General features: G+C 38.8%; 15 protein-coding genes and 1 pseudogene. 10 read left to right on the top strand and 6 right to left on the bottom strand.

Going from position 1 to position 21,070, the window contains the following annotated elements:
- Positions 1-42: 42 nt before the first annotated feature.
- The 5 genes from O1450_RS06645 (at position 43) to ahpF (ending at position 5,134) form a co-directional block, all read left to right on the top strand.
- Positions 43-456: a PaaI family thioesterase gene (locus O1450_RS06645; RefSeq protein WP_269230164.1), complete on the top strand. Its 414-nt coding sequence runs from the start codon at positions 43-45 to the stop codon at positions 454-456.
- A gap of 126 nt (positions 457-582) precedes the next feature.
- Positions 583-1,359, top strand: coding sequence for a tellurium resistance protein (locus O1450_RS06650; protein WP_269230165.1), 777 nt, complete (start codon positions 583-585; stop codon positions 1,357-1,359).
- A gap of 12 nt (positions 1,360-1,371) precedes the next feature.
- A complete protein-coding gene (locus tag O1450_RS06655) occupies positions 1,372-2,496 on the top strand; it encodes a toxic anion resistance protein (RefSeq protein WP_269230166.1) in 1,125 nt (374 codons plus the stop codon).
- A 27-nt stretch (positions 2,497-2,523) separates the two neighbouring features.
- Positions 2,524-3,438, top strand: a complete 915-nt coding sequence (locus O1450_RS06660; protein WP_269230167.1) for a hypothetical protein — start codon at positions 2,524-2,526, stop codon at positions 3,436-3,438.
- 130 nt (positions 3,439-3,568) lie between these two features.
- Positions 3,569-5,134, top strand: a complete 1,566-nt coding sequence (gene ahpF, locus O1450_RS06665; RefSeq protein WP_269230168.1) for an alkyl hydroperoxide reductase subunit F — start codon at positions 3,569-3,571, stop codon at positions 5,132-5,134.
- Positions 5,135-5,183: 49 nt separating this feature from the next.
- Here ahpF and O1450_RS06670 read toward each other — a convergent pair whose 3' ends face one another.
- From O1450_RS06670 to dnaE, 5 genes are all read right to left on the bottom strand, one after another.
- Positions 5,184-7,202 carry an esterase/lipase family protein gene (locus O1450_RS06670; RefSeq protein ID WP_269230169.1) on the bottom strand — a complete coding sequence of 673 codons (2,019 nt, stop codon included), beginning with the start codon at positions 7,200-7,202 and terminating at the stop codon, positions 5,184-5,186.
- A gap of 119 nt (positions 7,203-7,321) precedes the next feature.
- Positions 7,322-8,221 carry an ABUW_2363 family tetratricopeptide repeat lipoprotein gene (locus O1450_RS06675; RefSeq protein WP_269230170.1) on the bottom strand — a complete coding sequence of 300 codons (900 nt, stop codon included), beginning with the start codon at positions 8,219-8,221 and terminating at the stop codon, positions 7,322-7,324.
- Positions 8,222-8,335: 114 nt separating this feature from the next.
- Entirely contained in the window at positions 8,336-9,148 is an 813-nt protein-coding gene (gene cysE / locus O1450_RS06680; protein WP_005160644.1) for a serine O-acetyltransferase, read from the bottom strand.
- Positions 9,141-9,995, bottom strand: a complete 855-nt coding sequence (locus O1450_RS06685) for an RNA methyltransferase (RefSeq protein ID WP_269230171.1) — start codon at positions 9,993-9,995, stop codon at positions 9,141-9,143. The genes cysE and O1450_RS06685 overlap by 8 nt, the downstream gene beginning before the upstream one ends.
- A 13-nt stretch (positions 9,996-10,008) precedes the next feature.
- Positions 10,009-13,572, bottom strand: a complete 3,564-nt coding sequence (dnaE, locus tag O1450_RS06690) for a DNA polymerase III subunit alpha (RefSeq protein WP_269230172.1) — start codon at positions 13,570-13,572, stop codon at positions 10,009-10,011.
- Between the two features lie 215 nt (positions 13,573-13,787).
- Here dnaE and O1450_RS06695 point away from each other — a divergent pair, with 215 nt between their 5' ends.
- Complete coding sequence (locus O1450_RS06695) at positions 13,788-14,681, top strand: SEL1-like repeat protein (protein ID WP_269230173.1); 894 nt, start codon at positions 13,788-13,790, stop codon at positions 14,679-14,681.
- Positions 14,682-14,964: 283 nt separating this feature from the next.
- Positions 14,965-15,604 (top strand): annotated as a pseudogene (locus tag O1450_RS06700) (IS1595 family transposase).
- 41 nt (positions 15,605-15,645) lie between these two features.
- Here the strand turns inward: O1450_RS06700 and rlmKL are convergent.
- Positions 15,646-17,850, bottom strand: a complete 2,205-nt coding sequence (rlmKL, locus tag O1450_RS06705) for a bifunctional 23S rRNA (guanine(2069)-N(7))-methyltransferase RlmK/23S rRNA (guanine(2445)-N(2))-methyltransferase RlmL (protein ID WP_269230174.1) — start codon at positions 17,848-17,850, stop codon at positions 15,646-15,648.
- Between the two features lie 439 nt (positions 17,851-18,289).
- On the opposite strand from rlmKL, the gene O1450_RS06710 reads away from it, so the two are divergent.
- From O1450_RS06710 to O1450_RS06720, 3 genes are all read left to right on the top strand, one after another.
- Positions 18,290-18,661 (top strand): hypothetical protein, encoded by a 372-nt coding sequence (locus O1450_RS06710; RefSeq protein ID WP_269230175.1) that lies wholly within the window; start codon positions 18,290-18,292, stop codon positions 18,659-18,661.
- Positions 18,662-18,780: 119 nt separating this feature from the next.
- A complete protein-coding gene (locus O1450_RS06715) occupies positions 18,781-19,797 on the top strand; it encodes an aspartate carbamoyltransferase catalytic subunit (protein ID WP_004662590.1) in 1,017 nt (338 codons plus the stop codon).
- 12 nt (positions 19,798-19,809) lie between these two features.
- Positions 19,810-21,042, top strand: a complete 1,233-nt coding sequence (locus O1450_RS06720; protein ID WP_269230176.1) for a dihydroorotase — start codon at positions 19,810-19,812, stop codon at positions 21,040-21,042.
- The last annotated feature ends 28 nt before the right edge of the window (positions 21,043-21,070 follow it).

A 21,070-nucleotide genomic window follows, 5' to 3' on the forward strand; every position in this document is an offset into this window, starting at 1 on the left:
GCATAATTCAAAAATAATCTAAGTCATTTGGGATGTATTGTGATGGCGCTTAGTAAGCATGAAATTACTCATTTTTTGGCACAGGAATTTCCTCAAGCACTCGAAAAAACTAGTATCGAAGAGATTAGTCCTAAAGGGGCACAGTTACTTTATAAAATCGATCAGAACGATTTACGTCCAGGTCAAACTGTATCAGGTCCAACCTTGATGTTGGTGGCTGATTTCGCGTTATATGTTGCGATTATGGGGCATTTAGGTCTAATTGCTATGGCTGTGACCACCAATATGACGATTAACTTTTTCCGTAAACCGAATGGAAATCAAGATATTAAAGCTGAGTGTAAATTAATCAAAGTTGGTAAAACATTGGTGACAGGTGAAGTGTGGTTATATTCTTTGGATGATGATGAGCCTGTAGCACATGTGATTGGGACTTATGCATTACCACAAAAGTGATAAGTTTTGAAAATTTATTGAGAAAAACACTTAAAAATCATAACAACATTTAAGTATGCGAAAGAGTAAGAACATGCTAAAACTAATTATGTTCAAATTTATTTGTTCTTACTATACTCGGCTAATATGACGCAATCGTTCGACTTCATACCCTTATCGCAAATTGAATCAAATCAAGAACATGTTTTAGCGATTAAACGTAATGATTTACTTCCTCTACTCAATGATCCACATCGTTTGAATCATTATGCAGATCATTTAGTTCAAGCTCAAAGTGTATTACTGAATGGTGTTGACCCTAGATTGAATCAGCAATTGAGTGAAGTGATTACCCAGATTATTCAGCAACTTTCAATTTCCAAAAAACATTTAGGTGGCCGTCGTTTTAACGCGTTGCAAAAATGGTTAGGTATAGATGTTGAATATGATGCTGGACAAGTAAAGTTTGTCAAAGATCTTGAGCGTTTAATCAATGAAGCAAATCATTTAAGTCAGCGATTACAGATCGAAATCCAAAAATCTCAATCACGACTACAGCAAGCTTTAGGTTTAAGAGAACAGATGGCCACTTATATCCGCGCCGCTGATGAGTTTTTAATAGAATATCCTCAGTTTACGCAACAGCAAAAGCTTGACCATTTTGTTGAACGGCTCTCGAAAAAAATAAATACCTTACAAACCTTACAAGCGAGTAATGATATTGCGATGAAACAAATGCAGTTATCACAAGAGTTATCTTTTGGCTTGCTAGATCGATTTAAAGAAGCACAACAGGTTTTGATTCCTGCATGGCAATATCACGTTAAACAAAGTACAGCATCGACTTCAACAAATACACTTGATCAGCTTGATAAAAGTCGAGAAGATTTAATTAAAAATTTGAAAAAATCATTACAGAAATAAGAGGGAAAAAAGATGTCAGATTCAGAAATTAGCAAATTATCTCATCAGCTTGAAGTGAAGCCTGAGCAACGTTTTGAACAGTTGAATTTAAAAGATTTAGGATTGCAACCACATGATCTTGCAGAAGTAATGGATGCACATAAAGAACTGGCAGATATCAGCACCACAGTGGTGGCGGAATATGGCAAAAATATTGCGAATAAAACTTCAACTTATACCGATGAACTGTTAAATCTTGTTCAGAATAAAGATTTGGACACGACTGGACAAAAACTTAATGAGGTAGTGCAAGTCGCACAGCAATTGAATACTTCAAGTATTTTGAATAAATCAAAAAGCTCTGGGTTTTTTGGCGGGTTACTGAGTAAGTTTAAAAGTGCTAAACAAAATTTTGATCAGCATTTTAATACCACTAAAGAGCAGATTGATGTATTGGTTCAAGAAATTGAAAGTTCTCAATCGGGGTTGAAAGCTCGGGTTGGAACCTTAGATAAAATGTTTGATGCGGTACAGGATGAATATAAACAGCTTGGTGTTTATATTGCTGCAGGGCAATTAAAACAGCAGGATATTCAGCAACAGATCTCAATGCTCACATCACAAGAGCAGGATCGACAAACGACGCAACAGATTTATGATCTTAATCATTTGGCGAATAATCTTGAGAAAAGAGTCAGTGATTTGCAGGTTTTACAACAGTCTGCAATGCAGACTTTGCCAATGATTCGGATCATCCAATCGAATAATTTAATGTTGGTAGATAAGTTCTATGCCATTAAAAATATTACGCTACCAGCATGGAAAAATCAGATTAGTTTGGCGATCTCATTACAAGAGCAAAAGAATAGTGTCCAGCTTGCCAAGGCTATTGATGACACAACGAATGAATTATTACGTCGCAATGCTGAATTATTACATCAAAATTCAGTCGATACTGCGAAAGCGAATCAACGTTCAGTGATTGATGTGGAAACACTTGAACATGTGCAAAACACCCTCATTAAAACTGTAAATGATGTGATTCAGATCCAGAAAGAAGGGATGCAAAAGCGTGCGGAAGCAACAACACGTTTACGTGCTTTGCAAGAGAATTTAAATCATTTAGTGCTTGAGCATAGCCAGCCACCAAAATCTTGATATTGTTAATTTTTGAAGGAAAGATCATTGTCACCCATAAACGATTTTAGTGTACAACCGATTGACCAACGTTTAGATGCATTAAAAAAACGTCAACGTCACTTAATGATCTGGTTTATTTTAGCCTGTACATTGGTCGTTATTACAGTTGCATCGTTATTTTTCCAAAAAGAATTTATCTATCGGTTCTTTGATCTTTCCACGCATGTTCAGGCATTAGATTTGCCTTATCATGTTCAAGAATTGGTGCCATTTAAACAACCAGTCGATTATTTTTTTAATTTATTATCATGGTTTGGTTGGTTGTTTCTAAAAATTTTGGTTTCGTTTATTGGGGCATTTTTACTGCTCAGTTGGATGAAGAAATTTAAGTTTTTTCAGCAACGTTTCCAAGCATGGACACAACGAGTTTTGGCTTGGATTATTGCCTTTATTTTGCTTTGGTCTGGTCTGAGCTACATTCAATATGATTGGAAAGATGAAACCAAGCAGGCGTATCAACAATGGATGAGCTATCAAAATAATATTGTTGAAAGTCAAATTGCTCAAGATTTACAGCAGTCCAACATTTCATCGACTGAAAAAGCCTATGTGTTGGCACAAGTGGCTTTATTGCATCAACCTGTCGATCGTAAAACTGCCAATGTCTATGTGAATCAATTGATTGTCGCTGAGAAGAATAACCCGATTCAGTTTAAACAATATGATTTTAAGTCTGAACAGTTATGGGTCATGCAGCAACAGCTCTACGGTAAAAGTATCACCTCAATTACACAACCTTTAGATATCCGTGCGCAACAAGCTGAGCGTATTTCTCAGATTGTGAAGCTAATTTTATGGGGATTGATTGTATTGGCTGTCGCTTTAAGTACGGTTTTATATGTGCTTGCCAAAAACTTTAAAAATCGTCGTGTTCGAATTATCCAAAAATTGGATGCTTGATAAATTATCGTTCGGTTTATCCGATTAAATTTATAAAAACATACTGTTTTACCTATTTATACATTTTGCGTACTATAGCTTCATTGAATGAATTTAGCTGATTTGAACTGCTTAGAATTTGGAGAAATACATGTTAGATCAAAATATTAAAACTCAATTAAAAACTTACTTAGAACGTTTAGAAAGTCCAATCGAGTTGGTTGCTGCTTTAGATGAATCAGACAAAGCCGCAAAAATCAAAGAACTCGTGACTGAAATTGCAGAACTTTCTGACCAAGTTACGGCGCGTTTTGATGGTTCAAACGCTCGCCGTCCGAGTTTCGGTGTGGCTAAAGCAGGTGAACAACCACGTGTGTTCTTTGCTGGTTTACCGATGGGACATGAGTTTACTTCTTTGATCTTGGCTTTATTACAAGTGTCAGGCTATGCCCCTAAAGTCTCTGATGAAGTATTAACTCAGATCAAAGGTTTAAATTTAAAATCAAACTTTGATGTGTTTGTATCTTTAAGCTGCCATAACTGTCCAGATGTGGTTCAAGCCTTAAATTTAATTGCAATCTATAACCCGAATGCAACTGCGACCATGATTGATGGTGGTTTTTTCCAAGAAGAAGTTGAGGAACGTAAAATCTTGGCTGTGCCAATGCTGTTCCAAGACAATGAACATATTGGACAAGGTCGTATGACTTTGGAAGAAATCGTGGCGAAGCTAGACACTGATTCTGCTGAGAAAGATGCCGCAGCACTCAATGCGAAAGAGGCTTTTGATGTATTGGTGATTGGTGGTGGTCCTGCAGGTGGTACAGCAGCGATCTACGCAGCACGTAAAGGCATCAAAACAGGTATCGTGGCTGAACGTTTTGGTGGTCAGGTCATGGATACCATGGACATTGAGAACTTCACCACAGTACAAAAAACGGTAGGTCCGAAGTTTGCTCAAGATATGGAAGCGCATGTTCGTGAATATGGCGTGGACATCATGAACTTACAAAGAGTCAGCAAGATCACAGGTGCAGATCAAACGGCCAATGGTCTGGTTGAAGTTGAATTGGAAAATGGGGCTAAGCTTGAATCTAAAACCATTATTCTTTCAACAGGCGCACGTTGGAGAGAAATGAATGTACCGGGTGAAGCAGAATACCGTACTCGTGGTGTGGCGTACTGCCCCCACTGTGATGGTCCATTGTTTAAAGGTAAACGTGTTGCGGTGATTGGTGGTGGTAACTCTGGTGTAGAAGCAGCGATTGACCTTGCAGGCATTGTAGAGCATGTGACGTTGGTGGAGTTTGATACCAAACTTCGTGCAGACCAAGTGTTGCAAGACAAGTTAAACAGCTTGCCAAATACTACTGTGATTTTGAATGCGCTTAGTACTGAAGTGGTCGGTGATGGTTCACAAGTGACGGCGTTGAAATATAAAGATCGCGCCACTGATGTTGAGCATACGGTCGAACTTGCAGGAATCTTTGTACAAATTGGTTTATTACCAAACACCGATTTCTTGAAGAACAGTGCGGTTGAACTCAGCAATCGTGGTGAGATTGTGATCAATGATCGAAATGAAACCAATGTCAAAGGTGTGTTTGCTGCGGGGGACTGTACCACCGTGCCGTACAAGCAAATCATCATTGCCACAGGTGAAGGTGCCAAAGCTTCTCTAGCAGCTTTTGACTATATGATTCGCTCTGATGTTTAAATGATTTGATTAAAAAAGCCCCAATTGTTTGGGGGCTTTTTTATTGTGCTTAATTCTTCGGTTTATATAAACCATGATCAACTAAATGTTGGCGTAAGATGCGACGAAGTTCTAACACAGCTTCGGGCGTTTCTTGAATAGAGTGACCACCCGTAAAAATTTTCTCAGAAACTGCTCCATCTAAATGTGCACTCTTATATGGAACGATGCCATCTGTAATCACATTCGGATCATCACTTTTAGTAATATTGCCCATAATAGAATGGAAAACCAAGCCTTTTTCGGGTGGGATACTCGCTGTCAGTTCCATAAATTTAGATTTTTTACTTAGATCACTTGGTCCATTTTGAATGACATCATTAGTCAGTGTTTTGACAAAATCTTTTAAATCAACATCATCACTGGTCAGCGTATCTGCAAGGGTCGTTAAGAAAGTTGCAGGAAGTTTAATAATTTTTCTTGCTGCTAGAGTAAACCAACGGTCTGCGTAGTCTGTCCCTCGGTGTGGTGCTGCGAGAAAAATAGCTCGATCAAAATTTTCAATTGGTTTCATTTTGAGTCTTTCACCAATGACAGGGTGTTTTCTTAGACGTGTTTGTTGGCGATTATTCATCAATTCTAAAGCTTGTTTAGAAATATCTGCATCACTCACTAAAAGTCGACTAATAATTCCACCCATACTATGCCCAATTAAAACTGCATCTTGAGCCGCCGCATCTTTGGGATTAAGTGAACCAAATGCTTGTTTTAATAACGCATAAATTTGAAAACGGCTTTCTAAAATTGGCATATTGGTAGAGTAAAAAATTTGCCAAACTTGATAATGTTCTCTTAATATTGCATCACCCATAATGTCATTAGTTACCGCAATCCATGCTTCAGGGCTACTTGCTAGACCATGTACTAATACAATGATTTTTTTATTCGGGTTATAGGGTTCCAACATATAGAGATGCGGCATTGCCAAATGCTGATCGCGGTCAATTAAGGTCAAATATGCAGCCGCACCTAAATTATTTTCTGCTAGCCATAAACCATAGGGTGCAGAAAAATTTGCTGCTAATGAATATGGTTTACCTGCAATCTCTACTTTCTCAACGCTATAAGGATCATAAACCTTAATTTCAAAATTCGGGTTTGTTAAAACATCTTCTATCGTTGCATTCGATTTTTTAGGTTGAGCAATAATTGTGGCTGCTAAATAGCGTGCTTTATGGATATTCGGATTTATCCCTTTAGGATAATCATGAGTTAAAGGATTAAGAATATATTTATTTTCTTGTGATGATGAGTCGGTCGATGGAAAGACTGCGACAAAATCAGAACCGAAACCATCACGGCGGTTAATCGCTCTTAATCCAGAAAAATTCATGTTGTAACTGGAAATAAATTTTTCCAGTTTCATATTTTGTAGGCGTTGATATGCTTGAATATCAATTGTATAAGTACTTTTTCCAATTTTAATCGTTGGGGTAAGATTGGTCGATGGATTCCTTAAACTATGACCATTCACCAATTGAGTAAGTGCCTGATTGTAGAAATCTCGAATTTGTACTTGGCGGTTATCAAAAAGTCGTTCTTGTGGCTGACGTGATGTTTTGAATAAATACGCATAACTATAACGAATACTTTTATCCAAAGCTTCAAGCTTCTGATCTAAACAACTTTCATAATTTTGCTGAATTAGCTTTTGTTCATCAGCGGGTTTGTGTTTAGGCAATTTACTGATTTTACATTCTGAGGAGTCCGACAGTGACATGGCTTTAGCAAGATATAGTTCACTGGCTGTCGACAATAATTGTTCGTCTTGAATCTGAGGAATTTTATGTAGATCTGCAATGCATTCATTCGGGGATTGCATACAAATTTTTGCTTCTTTACCTGACATCGATAAGACGTTCAGGCTCGCTTCACTTAACTTTTTCTGAGTTAGTATGCTATTACGTTCATTGGCTATGGTGACATCAACCGCTTGTTGCTTGAGGCTAACGACCTGACAGCCATTTAAAGCAATAGTTGATAACAGCGTAAAGGCAAATAGATATTTGTTTGAATTAGATGCTTGCATTATCAAGGAGCAAATTTAGCTGGAAGATTCTAGCTATAATACGAAAAAAAGATGTTTTTTCAATCAACTTAAAAAAATAGACTGTTCTGAACAGTCTATTTTTACAAAATCACAAATCTTTAATTTAGGACTTGCCAAACATTCCAGCGTTTTCCAGATTCAACTTCTTTGATAAGTTGATCTGCAACTTCGGCTTCATCTGGATAATTAATTTTATAATTTTTGAGTGTTTGAATCGCATTTTTCTTTTGCTCTAACCAGAGATAGTTATTTGCAGCAGAAAGATAAGCTTCTTGTACACCGCCTTTAATCGCTTTATCTAGATATGGAATCGCTTCACGTTGACCGCCACCTTCAGATAGACCAAAACCAAACCAGAAATTAGTTTCAGGGTCATTTGGGCTAATCGCAAGAATACGCTGTGCATAGTTGAGTGATTTGGTTGTATAGGCTGTACCTAAGTCCATATTACGTGCCATAACGCTTGCTTTAAATGCACGAGTAAGTACATCCAGAGAAGCATTGGGCTTTTCTGCTAAAGCATCAAGTTTCTGCGTAATTTCACGAAGTTTTGCCTCATAACCTTTACGTTCTTGGCGTTCAGTAAAACGTGGTGGGTAGTGACGCGCTTTACCTTCAACCAATTGAAGAAAATCATCAATTTCAGTGACATCTACTTCATTATCGCCAGCAAGCACCGCATATTTCATATTACGTTGCTTCTGATCAATCGTAGGGACAATTAATTTATTCACCTCAAGGGTGGTTGATTTTGATGGGTCACCTTGAAGTGAAACAACCATTTTTGTTACAGGTTGAGCCGATGCATCTTTAATTGCAACTTCAAAGCTTGGTGGAGCATCATATTTAACTGGATTTAAAGCGTAAAATGGGGGAGTTGGATCAGGTTCTTTGAATACAAAAGGTTCAGCAGCTTTTTCTTTTTTTACTGGCGTAGTACCACAAGCTGTTAAAAAAGAAGTTGAAAGTACAAGAAGTGCCAAAGGCTTAAAATTCATGCTTTACATCCATTAATTTTAGTGAATTAACTAGGTCGGTCGTTGGTTTTACCAGTCTAGGAAAAGCAAAACCAACTTGCAACGAGAAGCTTGTTACATTTTTTATAAATTGGATTAGTTCGAAGAAGTTTTGCTCTGAGCTTCACATTCACGTCTAACTTCTTCAATAATTTTAAGTTCTTCTTTACTAAATGGCTGGGTCTTCTGTTTTTGACCGTTAAATGTTGGGTCCAGTAGCGAGAGGCGCTGGCAAAGGGTATTCATGCGCTTTTCATTTTGCTGCATCCGATCCAGTAAAACACGAATACCTTCTAAAATTGGGTCTGACTGATCTTGCGTGGTGGCATAAGGCTGGAAACCGATGCTTTCAGCATAATCACGGCGGCGTGCTTCATCCTGCTCAATCTGGGTTTTATCCTTGAAAATGTATCGTGCAGGGTTGCCAACAGCCGTTACACCCTCAGGAACCTCTTTGGTGATGACTGCATTTGAGCCAACTTTTGCACCTTTATGTACAGTAAATGGTCCTAGAATCTTTGCTCCAGCCCCAACAACGACCCCATCTTCGAGGGTTGGGTGACGTTTTCCTTTATTCCATGTTGTGCCACCTAGGGTCACACCATGATAAAGCGTGACATCATCACCAATTTCAGCTGTTTCACCAATGACAACACCCATGCCATGATCGATAAAAAAGCGTTTACCAATTTTTGCGCCAGGATGAATTTCAATTCCTGTTGCAAAGCGGCTAAATGACGAGAGTAAACGTGCTGTACCTTTGTATTCTTTTTTCCAAAGCTCATGTGCCATACGATGCATGATCAAAGCATGAATACCTGGATAGGTCGTCAGAACTTCGAGTGTATTTCGGGCAGCAGGATCACGTGCAAATACAGCCTCGATATCTTCTTTAAGCTGTTTAATCATTGGTATGATCCTCCGAATTGGTTTGTTTCCATGAGCCTTTGGCTAAAGCCTGTACACGGCTGAAAATTCCGCGCAATAAATGATATTCCATACGATCTAATTGTATCCTTCCGAACAGGCGACGCAAGCGTAATGGAAGTAAACGAGGATTATTTGGATCTAAAAATTCGATTTCAGTCAGCATTTTTTCAAGATGAGGATAGAATTCTTCCATTTGTTTTTGTGTTACTAATGGCTCATCCCATTCCATGCTTTGCTGTTGTTTCAGTTGCATGTGATCATCTGGTGTTGCTGTCACTTGTGAATTTTGTTCAAGTGCTGCCATTCTCAACTCGTAACAAACCACTTGAATCGCTTGTGCGACATTTAAAACACCATACTCAGGATTAACTGGGATGGTTAAGTGATAATTGGCTAAAGCAAGTTCTTCATTGGTGAGACCACGGTCTTCACGACCAAAAACAATAGCGATATTTTGCTGTTGGCTCGCGCCTTGTAAAGCTTCCTTTGCAGCAGGACGTACGTCCAGTAACGGCCATGGAATGGTACGGCTACGTGCGCTGGTTCCAAACACGAGATGACAGTCTTGAATAGCTTGCTCTAAAGTATCAACGATCTCAATTTTTTCAATTAAATCCTGTGCACCCGCTGCTAAAGCATCAATATCTGGGTGTGGATAGGTTTTAGGAGCAACTAAAACGAGTTGAGATAAACCCATCGTTTTCATTGCGCGTAAGGCACTACCAATATTGGCTGGTAGGGTGGTATTGACCATAACAATACGCACATGATCCAAGTGTTTGGACACCTTGTTTTGGGTAACAGGGTTTGAGTCAAACAGGTTCATATATCATCCAAAATTAAGAATATTGAGAGATTTCAGCTTGGTAAAGATCAAGTGCTTCATCCATTGACATGTTTTTAGGTGGAGGCGCGACAACCGCTATTTTAGGTGCTTCCGCCACTTTTGCAGCTTTGGATTTCACTTGGTATTCGATAAAAATCGCGTCCTTACCAAAATAATCACGTAGCTTGCCTAGCAATTCATCTAAAGGTGCGACTTTCCATTGCGGACCTAGATGCAACTCTGCTGTCGCAAAGCTTTGTTCAAGTTGGATTTGTAAAGCAATATGCTGACACATATCGACATTGCAATAAGGTAATAAAATTGCCTGTAAATCTTTGGCTAAAGATTTGGTCATTAAATCTTGAGGGAGACGAATTTGAATACTTTGGGCACGTTTTTGGCGGATTTCATTGAGGCTAAAAGCTTTACTCAAACGAGCCATCGGGCGATCAAAACCCTCACGCTCATAAATTTCGCCTTCGATAACAATTACTTGTTCTAGACGAACGATTTCTTTATAACGTTGAAAACGTTCATGATTACAGCTGATTTCAACACGAGCAGTGCCATCATCTACTGTAATCATGATACGGTTCGGGAAGTTGGCAATATCAACGACTAAACCAGCAAAGACGGTCGTGACACCACGACGTGTCGGGGTGAGTTCATTTAATTTCGCTGGAATAAATGACTTTAATTCTGGGCGATAGACATCAATCGGATGACCAGTGAGATACAATCCAAGCGTATCTTTTTCACCTTTAAGGCGAACTTCGTCTGACCACGGTTTCACAGGTTTAGCAGGTTTGCGTTGAACTTCTTCAACTTCACCAAATAAATCCATGATACCCGTTTCACGGTTAGTTCGTGCTTGGTCGGCTGCTTGAACAGCTTCAGGCAATTGAGCCATTAAGCTTGAACGTTCAATGCCTAAACAATCCAACGCACCCGCACGAATTAAGGCTTCTAAGGTACGTTTATTGATCTTTTTCAGGTCGATTCGATGACAGAAATCGAATAAATCTTTGTATGGACCTTCATTGATGCGTGAGTCGATGACCGACTGCATCGCTTGTTCGCCGACACCTTTAATTGCACCGAGACCATAAACAATGGTTTTCTCATCACTGGCGTGGAAATGATACAAAGACATATTTACGGAAGGCGGTAGCACTTCTAATTTATTATTACGGCAGTCATCAATTAAGAATACGATACTGTCCGTATTCTGCATTTCCGACGATAAAACGGCTGCCATAAATTCTGATGGATAATGTGCTTTTAGCCATGCAGTGTGATAGGCAACAAGGGCATAGGCTGCGGCATGTGATTTGTTAAATCCATAACCTGCGAACTTTTCCATATAGTCGAAGATATGGTTTGCTGTTGCTTCATCAATCTCTTTTTTTGCAGCACCTTCAATAAAGATTTGGCGCTGTTTAACCATTTCTTCAGGTTTCTTTTTACCCATGGCGCGGCGCAGTAAATCTGCACCACCAAGCGTATAGCCTGCGCAGAACTGTGCTGCTTGCATCACCTGTTCTTGGTAAACCATAATCCCATAGGTAGGTTCCAATACGCCTTCTAGCAATGGATGTAGATATTCGAACTCACCACCATGCATACGATGGATAAAGTCTGGAATTAGATCCATTGGACCGGGGCGGTATAAAGAAACGAAGGCAATAATTTCTTCAAATTTACTCGGTCTTGCTTCCTTGAGCATCTTTTTCATGCCGACGGATTCAAACTGGAATACCGCAGTTGTATTCGCATCCGCAAAGACTAAATAGGCATCTTTGTCATCCAACGGAACATTGGCAATTTCGAGTGGAATCTCAGATTTAATTCTTTTATTAATATTTTGAACGGCATCTTCAATCACCGTTAGGTTACGTAACCCCAAGAAGTCAAATTTGACCAGACCTGCGGCTTCGACATCATCTTTATCGTATTGGGCAACACGACTTGTTCCATCTGCTTCACACAGTACCGCTGAATAATCGGTAATTTTACCGGGTGCAATGACTACACCACCTGCATGTTTCCCGGTGTTTCGTGTAATGCCTTCGAGCTTAAGTGCCATTTCCCAAATTTCAGCAGCATCATCATTATCTGGATTTGATGGGTTGGTCACAATGTCTTTCAGCTGTGGTTCCATGTCAATCGCAGTTGCTAAATCAACACCCAGTGGCTTAGTTGGAATCATTTTAGAAATGCGGTCAGCCAAACCGTAAGATTTGCCTAGAACTCGTGCAACGTCTCGGATGGCACCTTTTGCAGCCATCGTACCAAAGGTTGCAATCTGTGAAACGGCTTCACGACCATAGTTTTGTGCAACATATTCGATCACTCGGTCTCGACCTGCAATACAGAAATCGACGTCAAAATCGGGCATTGAGACACGTTCAGGGTTTAAGAAACGTTCGAAAAGTAGGTCATAACGTAATGGATCAAGATCAGTAATTTTTAAACTGTAGGCAACTAATGAACCAGCACCCGAACCACGTCCTGGCCCTACAGGTACGCCATTATTTTTTGCCCATTGAATAAAGTCCATGACAATCAGGAAGTAACCTGGAAAGCCCATTTTTAAAATAATATCGACTTCGTACTTAATACGATCATCATAGGGCTGACGAATCTCAGCCCAATCTTCATCACGTTCAGCAATAGGATAAAGGTGATTTAAGCGTTCCTCTAAACCTGTACGAGATAAATGTTCGAAATAGGTGTCGATGGTATAACCATCTGGGATCGGGAAATCAGGTAAGAAATAAGTCCCGAGTTGTAAGGCAACATTACAACGTTTTGCGATCTGGTAAGTATTTTCAATTGCACTTGGGATGTCTGAAAATAGTTCAGACATTTGCTCACCAGTTTTAAAATACTGTTCAGAGCTATAATTCTTAGGACGTTTATCGTCACCAAGTACATAACCATCAGCAATACACACACGTGCTTCATGTGCTTCAAAATCATCTTGTTCAACAAAGTGAACATCATTATGTGCAACGACACCAATTTGATATTTAGCAGCGAGTTTAACGGCTTGTTGAATAAAATCTTCTTCACCAACACGTTCAGTACGTGTTAATGCTAAATAAACACGATTACCAAACTTTTCAATCCATGCTTCTAATAAAGGTTCTGCTTTTTGTGGATTGGATGAACAAAGCATTTTGCCGACATCACTATGCTGTCCAAGCAATACAATTAAATCTTCTGATTGTTCAAGTATCCATTCTTTTTGTACGCATGGGATACTAAGTTGTTGTCCTTCAATAAAGCCCCGAGATACGATTTCGGTTAGATTTCGCCACCCTTTACTGCTCATAGCTAATAAGGTTGCGCGATGCTCTGCATCATTCAGTCGAATGACACTGCCTAAAACAGGTTTAATGCCTTTTTTTAAACAAGCTTCATAAAATTTCACCGCAGCGTGCAAGTTGGATAAGTCTGTTAATGCAAGCGCAGGCATGTCATCTTTAACGGCAGCTTTGACCAAATCAGGTATGCGAACAATCGATTCCGTAATCGAAAATTCTGTATGGATACCGAGATGAACAAACCGCATAGAAGGACTATCCTTTTTCAAAGCAATGCATAGTTTAGCATGCAAACCGAAAATGGCATGCTTAATATTTTGGCAAACTGTCTATTTGTTCTGTGCTTTTTATAAATTAATAAAAATTAACTTTTGATTTATATGGAAATATAAATATACATTTACTTAAGTTGTTTAGCCGCTAGAATGTATCTGCATAAAAATGTACCAAAGTAGGTTCAAGAATGAAATTAAAGAATATCGTATTTTCAATATTATTAAGTATGAGCGCAATTTCTTTAGCTCAAGCTGAGGATGTATCTTTTAGTCAGGAACTCGTTCAACAAGCAAAAAGCGGTGATGCGATTGCCCAAAATAATCTTGGAGATGCTTATTATTATGGAAATGATGTCGATCAAGATTTTGGTAAAGCATTAGAATGGTTCAAAAAGGCGGCTGCAAAGGGAAATGCTGATGCACTTTTTTCCGTAGGGTATATGTATGATTATGGCGAAGGGGCTGAAGAAGATAATCCCACAGCGTTAAAGTGGTATACACAGGCGGCACAAAAAGGGCAATTATACGCTCAGTATTATTTAGGTTTTTTATACCTCTATGGCGATGACGGCGTTAGTATTAATACTAAAAAAGGCTTGGAATGGATGACCAAATCTGCTGATGCGGGATTGGATCTTGCACAAGCTGAATTAGGTCATTTGTATAGTGATGGGAATGATGAAGTCGCTCAGGACCTTAAAAAAGCATTACATTACTATCAGTTAGCTGTAAAGCAAGATGAATCTTCAGCAATTAACAATCTTGGTATTTTCTATTTGGAAGGCAAAGCAGGTTTAAAGCAAGATTATAAAGAAGCTTTACGTCTGTTTACCTTAGCCTCTAAAGCTGAAAATGGCTTAGGTTCGTCTAATATTGCTTATGTTTATGAAGAAGGTAAGGGCGTTGAAAAAAATTATAAAAAAGCAGCCGAATATTATTCACTCGCGGTAGAGCAGGGTGAAAATGAAGCATTGTTGGATTTGGCGCGTTTATATGAAAATGGCGGTTTTGGCTTAGCTAAGAATTTAAAGAAGTCGAAAGAGTATGAAGCGCAGTGGGATGGGCTGCAAAAAACTGAATAAATTTCATCTCGGATTTTAATCTTGGAAGGTGGGATAAAAAGAAAAGAGTGATACGATTTGCTTTCTATTTGTTAAAATATGGAAAAATTGACAATTTATTTCACCTATCAAGACATTGTTATAGACAGACTTTTCTATGATAATTTGGTTGGTTTTAACTAGGTTCTGTTGACATTTTATAATGGCAACCAAGTGTATATGCAAGCTAAAGCAACAGTATTTTCATAATTTACGTTGGGGCTTAGGAAGTTAAGCATATTAAAAAGTATGGTAACTTCCTTATATGAAAGAAAAAAATAGATACTATTTCCGTTCAAGAATCGCAGAAGCAAAATTCAGGCAAATCATTCGCTTTTTTGACATGGATTTTACTGCATCTGATACTGTTAAACTTACCAATATTTCTGTTCGCTGCATCAATACAATTTATATCAAATTGCGTAAAAAGATTGCTGTCCAATGTGAAGAAATATCTCCCTTCAATGGCATTGTTGAACTGGATGAATCTTACTTTGGTGCTCGTCGTGTTCGTAGTAAGCGAGGTCGTGGGGCATCAGGAAAAACCATTGTATTTGGGTTGCTCAAACGAGATGGAAATGTGTACACGGAAATTGTACCAGATTGCTCAAAAGCTACGCTGCAAGGGATTATCCGTGGGCATATAGAACTGATTCAGTCATCAATACAGATGGATGGAGGTATAGATATTGGCTTTGATAAGCACTTAAGATTAAATCACGGGGACAATGAATTTGCCTGTGGGGAACGTCATATTAACGTTATAGAATCCTTCTGGGGGCTATGCAAAGAAGCGACTCAGTAAATTTAATGGAATTCACAAGAAGATGTTTTATTTGCATCTTAAAGAAACGGAGTATCGCTTTAATCATCGGCATGGTAATTTATACCTCGATTTGCTTTAACTACTCCGTAACAACCCTCTTTAAGTTCCTAAGCCCCTAATTTAAATTGGTTGGTGTTGGATTTTCCAAGCACGATGAATTTTCTGATTACGTTTAAAGTCTAGGCCTATCGTTTCAGAAGTAATTTCTTCAACTTGATACATTGCTTCGATTTCTTCATCTAACTCAAACCCACGATAGTTATTTGAGAAGTACAAAGTACCATCACTAGTTAAACGGTTCATTGCACGTTTAAGCAGAGAAACATGGTCGCGCTGTACATCAAATGTGCCATAAAACTTTTTCGAGTTAGAGAAAGTTGGAGGGTCAATGAAGATGAGATCGTATTGTTCATGGCCTTCTTTTAACCACTCAAAGCAATCGCTCGAAAAGAACATATGTTGTTCATCAGCATGATCTACAGTTAAACCATTCAATACAAAATTTTCTTTTGACCAATTCAAATAAGTATTTGATAGGTCGACACTCGTGGTACTTGCTGCACCGCCAAGTGCTGCATGTAAGCTAGCAGTTGAGGTATAGCTATAAAGATTAAGAAAATGTTTGCCACGTGCTTCTTTGGCAATTCTTAGACGAATTTGACGGTGATCTAAGAATAAACCAGTATCTAAATAGTCTGTTAAATTGACGAGAATTTTAGCTTTGCCTTCCTGCACAATAAAACGTTTAGACGCAGTGCTTTGTTTTTCATATTGATTGGTTCCCGTTTGCTTTGCACGAGTTTTGATAAAAATTGCGTCACGATTTAAGCCTGTTACTGCACGAATGGCAGCTAAACCCAAATTAAAACGTTTTTTTGCTTTTTCAGGATCAATTGTTTTTGGTGGTGCATATTCCTGAACATGCAAACGATCTCCATATAAATCGACGGCAATGTTAAAATCAGGTAGATCGGCATCATACAAACGTAAGCAAAATATATTTTCTTTCACAGCCCATTTCTTTAAGGCTTGCATATTTTTTTGCAAACGATTGGTAAAGTCTTCCGCACCTTCAATTTTTTCAAATTGCTGAGGTTGCCACGTCGCTAAGAATGGTTGAACTACGGCTGCAGGTTTTATTGTGCCGAAACGGATATAAATTGGAAGTTTACCATTCATCAAACGTAAAGTTTGAGGTTCGGTGATGGCTAGTACATCTGCTTGTTCAATTTGTGCTGCAATCACGGCAACAGGTTGATTTGGAAAATTCTTTTGTAATAATCCTGATAGACCTAAATAGAATGATCGACTAGAGGCTTTATCACCTAAACGTTCCCCATAAGGCGGGTTGGTGACAATAAAGGCTTTTTTACCTTCAGCGTGGAAATCATCCCAATCAGCTAAAGTACGTTCCTCAATTTGAATCTGATCGAGGATTTTTTCAAAACCTGCTGCAATGATGTTTTGGCGAGTAGCTTTAACTGCTTCCCAATCCGCATCGTAGGCATAAAACTTAGGCAGAGGTTGCTCTAAAGCCTTTGCATGACGTTCTGCTGCTTCTGCTTTAAGTGATAACCACAGTTCACGATCATGTCCATGCCAACCATTGAAGCCAAAGCGACGTACTAAACCTGGTGCACGATCAGTTAAAATCATTAATGATTCAATAATGAATGTGCCTGAACCACACATTGGGTCAAGAATTAAATCAGGTTGCAGTTGTTGTAGTTTTGCTTTTTGTAAGATTGCCGCTGCAAGGTTTTCTTTAATCGGTGCATCCGTCATAAAGTGACGATAGCCACGTTTATGTAAAGAATCACCTGATAAATCTAGGCAGTAAGTATGCTCGGTTTTACCAGCTAGTACATAAAGTGTAATTTCGGGCTGTTTAATATCAATACTTGGGCGTTTTCCAACCGCTTCCATAAATGAATCAACTACACCATCTTTAACTCGTAGAGTAGCGAATTGTGTATTGACTTTAATTTCGCGTTCTACATGTAGACGAACAGCAAAGGTACTTTGTGGTGCAAAAATTAGAGACCAGTCAAAGCTAATTGCACCTTCATAGAGCTCTTCTGCAACATCACGTGCATCATGCGTAAATTCAAGTTCATGGGTATGAATTGGTAACAACACACGAGAGGCAAGACGTGACCACATACAAACGCGATAGGCATTCTCTAGTGTGCCTTTAAATATTAAACGTCCAGCAAAACGTTGGATATTTTGAATGCCTAAATTCTCAAGTTCTTGTTGTAATAAGGTTTCAAGCCCGTCAGCACAGGTCACCCAATAGTCTGTTAGACGTGGTTTAGCGTTCATTCAAATTTCCAAAACATTTTTAGCAATCGGCTATTTTAACTGATTTTGGAGTATTGATGCGGTTGATATTTGCATCATTGGTAGGAATTTTAAAATTTATTTACATCAAACTGGACTCTCAAACCCCAAAATAAAGTGAATTGTTTTGTATAAATTTTTTAATTATTGCCTTTGTTCACAGAATTGGCAGCCTGCCGATCAATCGGATTAAAACTTTTGTGCTGTATTTGATGTGTCCGATTTTCTTTTCAAAGTGTATTCACAGCATAGGTATTGGATGTGAATCGTGGGAATGTTTATCTATTTTTTCTTATATAGACTCAGAGTATCATGATGTAAAGAAAATAATTTTTTGAATATATTTGAATAGTTGGTATATGTTTTGCTTCTCTCTAAGCGGATGATCAACAAGCACTTCTCCCAACGATGTGAGGACGTTATGAAAGCAAATATGAACCATGAACTTGTACTAAATGCCGAAGCTTTTTCTGTTGCAACTCAAATGTACGTGCGATTAAGACGAGTGTCTGGTCGAGTTATTGATGTTATGTATTTAGTCCACGATAAAGATTATGCAAAGTATGTCGTAGAAATCGCATTAGCAACTGAAGATACAGAGTTAGAACGTTATGCTGCACGCTTAGGTTCTTTAATTGATTTATACCCTGAGCCAATTTTGGCCCTTGATGAAGCTAAAGATGATTCAATCAATACGATGATTGATGATTTGGATACATATTCCTCAGAAGTAACTGATGAGGAAATTTACAAAGCGCAAGTTGCTCATCACTATATTGGTGCATTACGTTAATTCATTATGTTGCAACTCCCTAATTAATTGCAACATAATGGTGAAAAGTTGTTCTGCGAAAGTAGAGAAATTGGGCTACACTATGCAAGTTTTGGTGATTCGACCTATAGGAATCTTTTATGCATATTGCAGCCCTGCATCAACCAAGTCAGGTTCAATTGAATCAACAAGGAAATTTAAAGCACTTCTTAACCATTGAAGGTCTTTCTAAAGAAAGCCTGACCAAGATTTTAGATACCGCACAAAGTTTTTTAGACGACAATAATAATTTGATTAACCGTCCGTTATTAGAAGGGCTGACGGTAATGAATCTTTTCTTCGAAAACTCTACTCGAACTCGCACTACATTTGAGGCAGCTGCAAAACGGTTGTCTGCAAATGTTCTGAATATCGATATTGCACGTTCAAGTACCTCTAAAGGTGAAACTTTACGTGATACGCTTTGGAATTTGGAAGCGATGGCTGCGGATATTTTCGTAGTTCGTCATTCATCTTCTGGGGCAGCACATTTTATTGCTAAAGATGTTTGTCCTAAAGTTGCAATTATCAATGCAGGTGATGGACGCCACGCGCATCCGACTCAAGCAATGCTCGATATGTTGACGATCCGTCGTGAAACCAAGAAGCCATTTGAAGCACTTAGTGTTGCCATTATTGGTGATATTAAGCATTCACGTGTAGCACGTTCCAATGTGGCTGCTTTACAAACATTAGGTTGCAAAGATATTCGCGTGATTGCACCAAATACGCTATTACCAGTTGGTTTTAATGAATATGGCGAAAATGTACGCCTGTTTAATAAAATGGATGCAGGCGTGACAGACTGTGATGTGATTATTGCATTGCGAATTCAAAATGAGCGTATTGATTCACCTGCATTATCTTCACAATCTGAATTCTACAAAATGTATGGTCTAAACAAAGAACGCTTGGCGCTCGCTAAACCTGATTGTATCGTTATGCATCCTGGTCCAATGAACCGTGGTGTTGAAATTGATTCAAGTGTTGCCGATGGAGATCAATCGGTTATTTTGAAGCAAGTTACTAATGGGATTGCGGTTCGTATGGCAGTGTTGGCACTTGCGATGCAAGGGCAGTTACAGGAACAAGGTTTAATTGAAGCGATTGCACTTTAAAGGATAGATCACATGAGTATTGTAAAAGTTGAAAATGTCCGTGTGCTCGATCCAATTCAAAAAACTGATCAAGTTCAAACGGTTTATATTAAGAATGGTAAATTGGTCGATAGCGCAGATCAAATTGATGAAACGATTGACGGTCAAGGTAAATGGTTAATGCCAACCATGGTTGACTTGTGTGCACGCTTACGTGAGCCAGGGCAACAACAACATGGGACATTAAAGTCAGAAGGTAAAGCTGCGCGTGCGAATGGTATTTTGCATGTCATTACTCCACCAGACTCAAAGCCAATCGTACAAGATAATGGCGCACTCATTCATGGTCTGATTGAAAAGGCACAACTAGATGGCGGTATTTATCTACATATTATTGGTGCACAAACTCAAGGCTTAAATGGGAAGCAACCAGCGAATATGGCAGGCTTAAAGAAAGGTGGTTGTACTGCCGTTTCCAATGCCAATGCCGCATTTGAAAATGATGATGTTGTGATTCGTACTCTTGAGTATGCTGCTGGTTTGGATTTGACCGTTGTCTTTTATGCCGAAGAGCCACAGCTTGCAAAAGATGGTTGTGCGCACGAAGGTTTTATCGCTTCTCGTCAAGGTTTACCAATGATTCCTGCGATTGCTGAAACAGTTGCCATTGCTAAATACCTTTTGATGATTGAAGCAACAGGTGTGAAAGCACATTTTGGTTTATTGTCTTGTGGTGCGTCAGTTGATTTGATTCGCGCAGCTAAAGCCAAAGGTTTGCCAGTCACTGCAGATGTTGCGATGCACCAATTACATTTGACTGAACAACTCACTGATGGTTTTAACTCACTTGCGCATGTTCGCCCACCATTACGTTCTGAGCAAGATAAAGCATTGTTACGTCAAGGTGTGAAAGAAGGCGTGATAGATGCAATTTGTACTCATCATGAACCATTAAGTAGTTCAGCAAAAATGGCACCTTTTGCAGAAACGCAACCAGGAATAACGGCTTTTGATACTTATGTCGCTTTGGGTCTGCAACTGATTCAAGAAAGTCTGTTTGGACCATTAGAATGGGTTGAAAAAGTGACTTCAATTCCAGCGCAAGTTGCAAATATGACTGAACGTTGGCAGCAAGAAGCCGGTTGGGTATTGGTTGATCCAGAACTAGAGTGGGTAGTATCAAAAGAGACAATTTTATCTCAAGGTAAAAATACACCTTTGCTAGGTCAGACTTTGAAAGGTAAAGCAGTACAGACATTCATCTAAACTTTGTTGCTGAGCAGAATAGGTTTTG

Source organism: Acinetobacter sp. TR11, from assembly GCF_027105035.1.
Classification (GTDB): Bacteria; Pseudomonadota; Gammaproteobacteria; order Pseudomonadales; family Moraxellaceae; genus Acinetobacter.

Coding starts and splice junctions, on each gene's coding strand:
- dnaE (WP_269230172.1), bottom strand. CDS start 13,572: ATGCGGTTTGTTCATCTCGGTATCCATACAGAATTTTCGATTACGGAA.
- O1450_RS06675 (WP_269230170.1), bottom strand. CDS start 8,221: ATGAATTTTAAGCCTTTGGCACTTCTTGTACTTTCAACTTCTTTTTTA.
- O1450_RS06695 (WP_269230173.1), top strand. CDS start 13,788: ATGAAATTAAAGAATATCGTATTTTCAATATTATTAAGTATGAGCGCA.
- cysE (WP_005160644.1), bottom strand. CDS start 9,148: ATGATTAAACAGCTTAAAGAAGATATCGAGGCTGTATTTGCACGTGAT.
- ahpF (WP_269230168.1), top strand. CDS start 3,569: ATGTTAGATCAAAATATTAAAACTCAATTAAAAACTTACTTAGAACGT.
- O1450_RS06685 (WP_269230171.1), bottom strand. CDS start 9,995: ATGAACCTGTTTGACTCAAACCCTGTTACCCAAAACAAGGTGTCCAAA.
- O1450_RS06650 (WP_269230165.1), top strand. CDS start 583: ATGACGCAATCGTTCGACTTCATACCCTTATCGCAAATTGAATCAAAT.
- O1450_RS06710 (WP_269230175.1), top strand. CDS start 18,290: ATGAAAGCAAATATGAACCATGAACTTGTACTAAATGCCGAAGCTTTT.
- rlmKL (WP_269230174.1), bottom strand. CDS start 17,850: ATGAACGCTAAACCACGTCTAACAGACTATTGGGTGACCTGTGCTGAC.
- O1450_RS06645 (WP_269230164.1), top strand. CDS start 43: ATGGCGCTTAGTAAGCATGAAATTACTCATTTTTTGGCACAGGAATTT.
- O1450_RS06715 (WP_004662590.1), top strand. CDS start 18,781: ATGCATATTGCAGCCCTGCATCAACCAAGTCAGGTTCAATTGAATCAA.
- O1450_RS06720 (WP_269230176.1), top strand. CDS start 19,810: ATGAGTATTGTAAAAGTTGAAAATGTCCGTGTGCTCGATCCAATTCAA.
- O1450_RS06670 (WP_269230169.1), bottom strand. CDS start 7,202: ATGCAAGCATCTAATTCAAACAAATATCTATTTGCCTTTACGCTGTTA.
- O1450_RS06655 (WP_269230166.1), top strand. CDS start 1,372: ATGTCAGATTCAGAAATTAGCAAATTATCTCATCAGCTTGAAGTGAAG.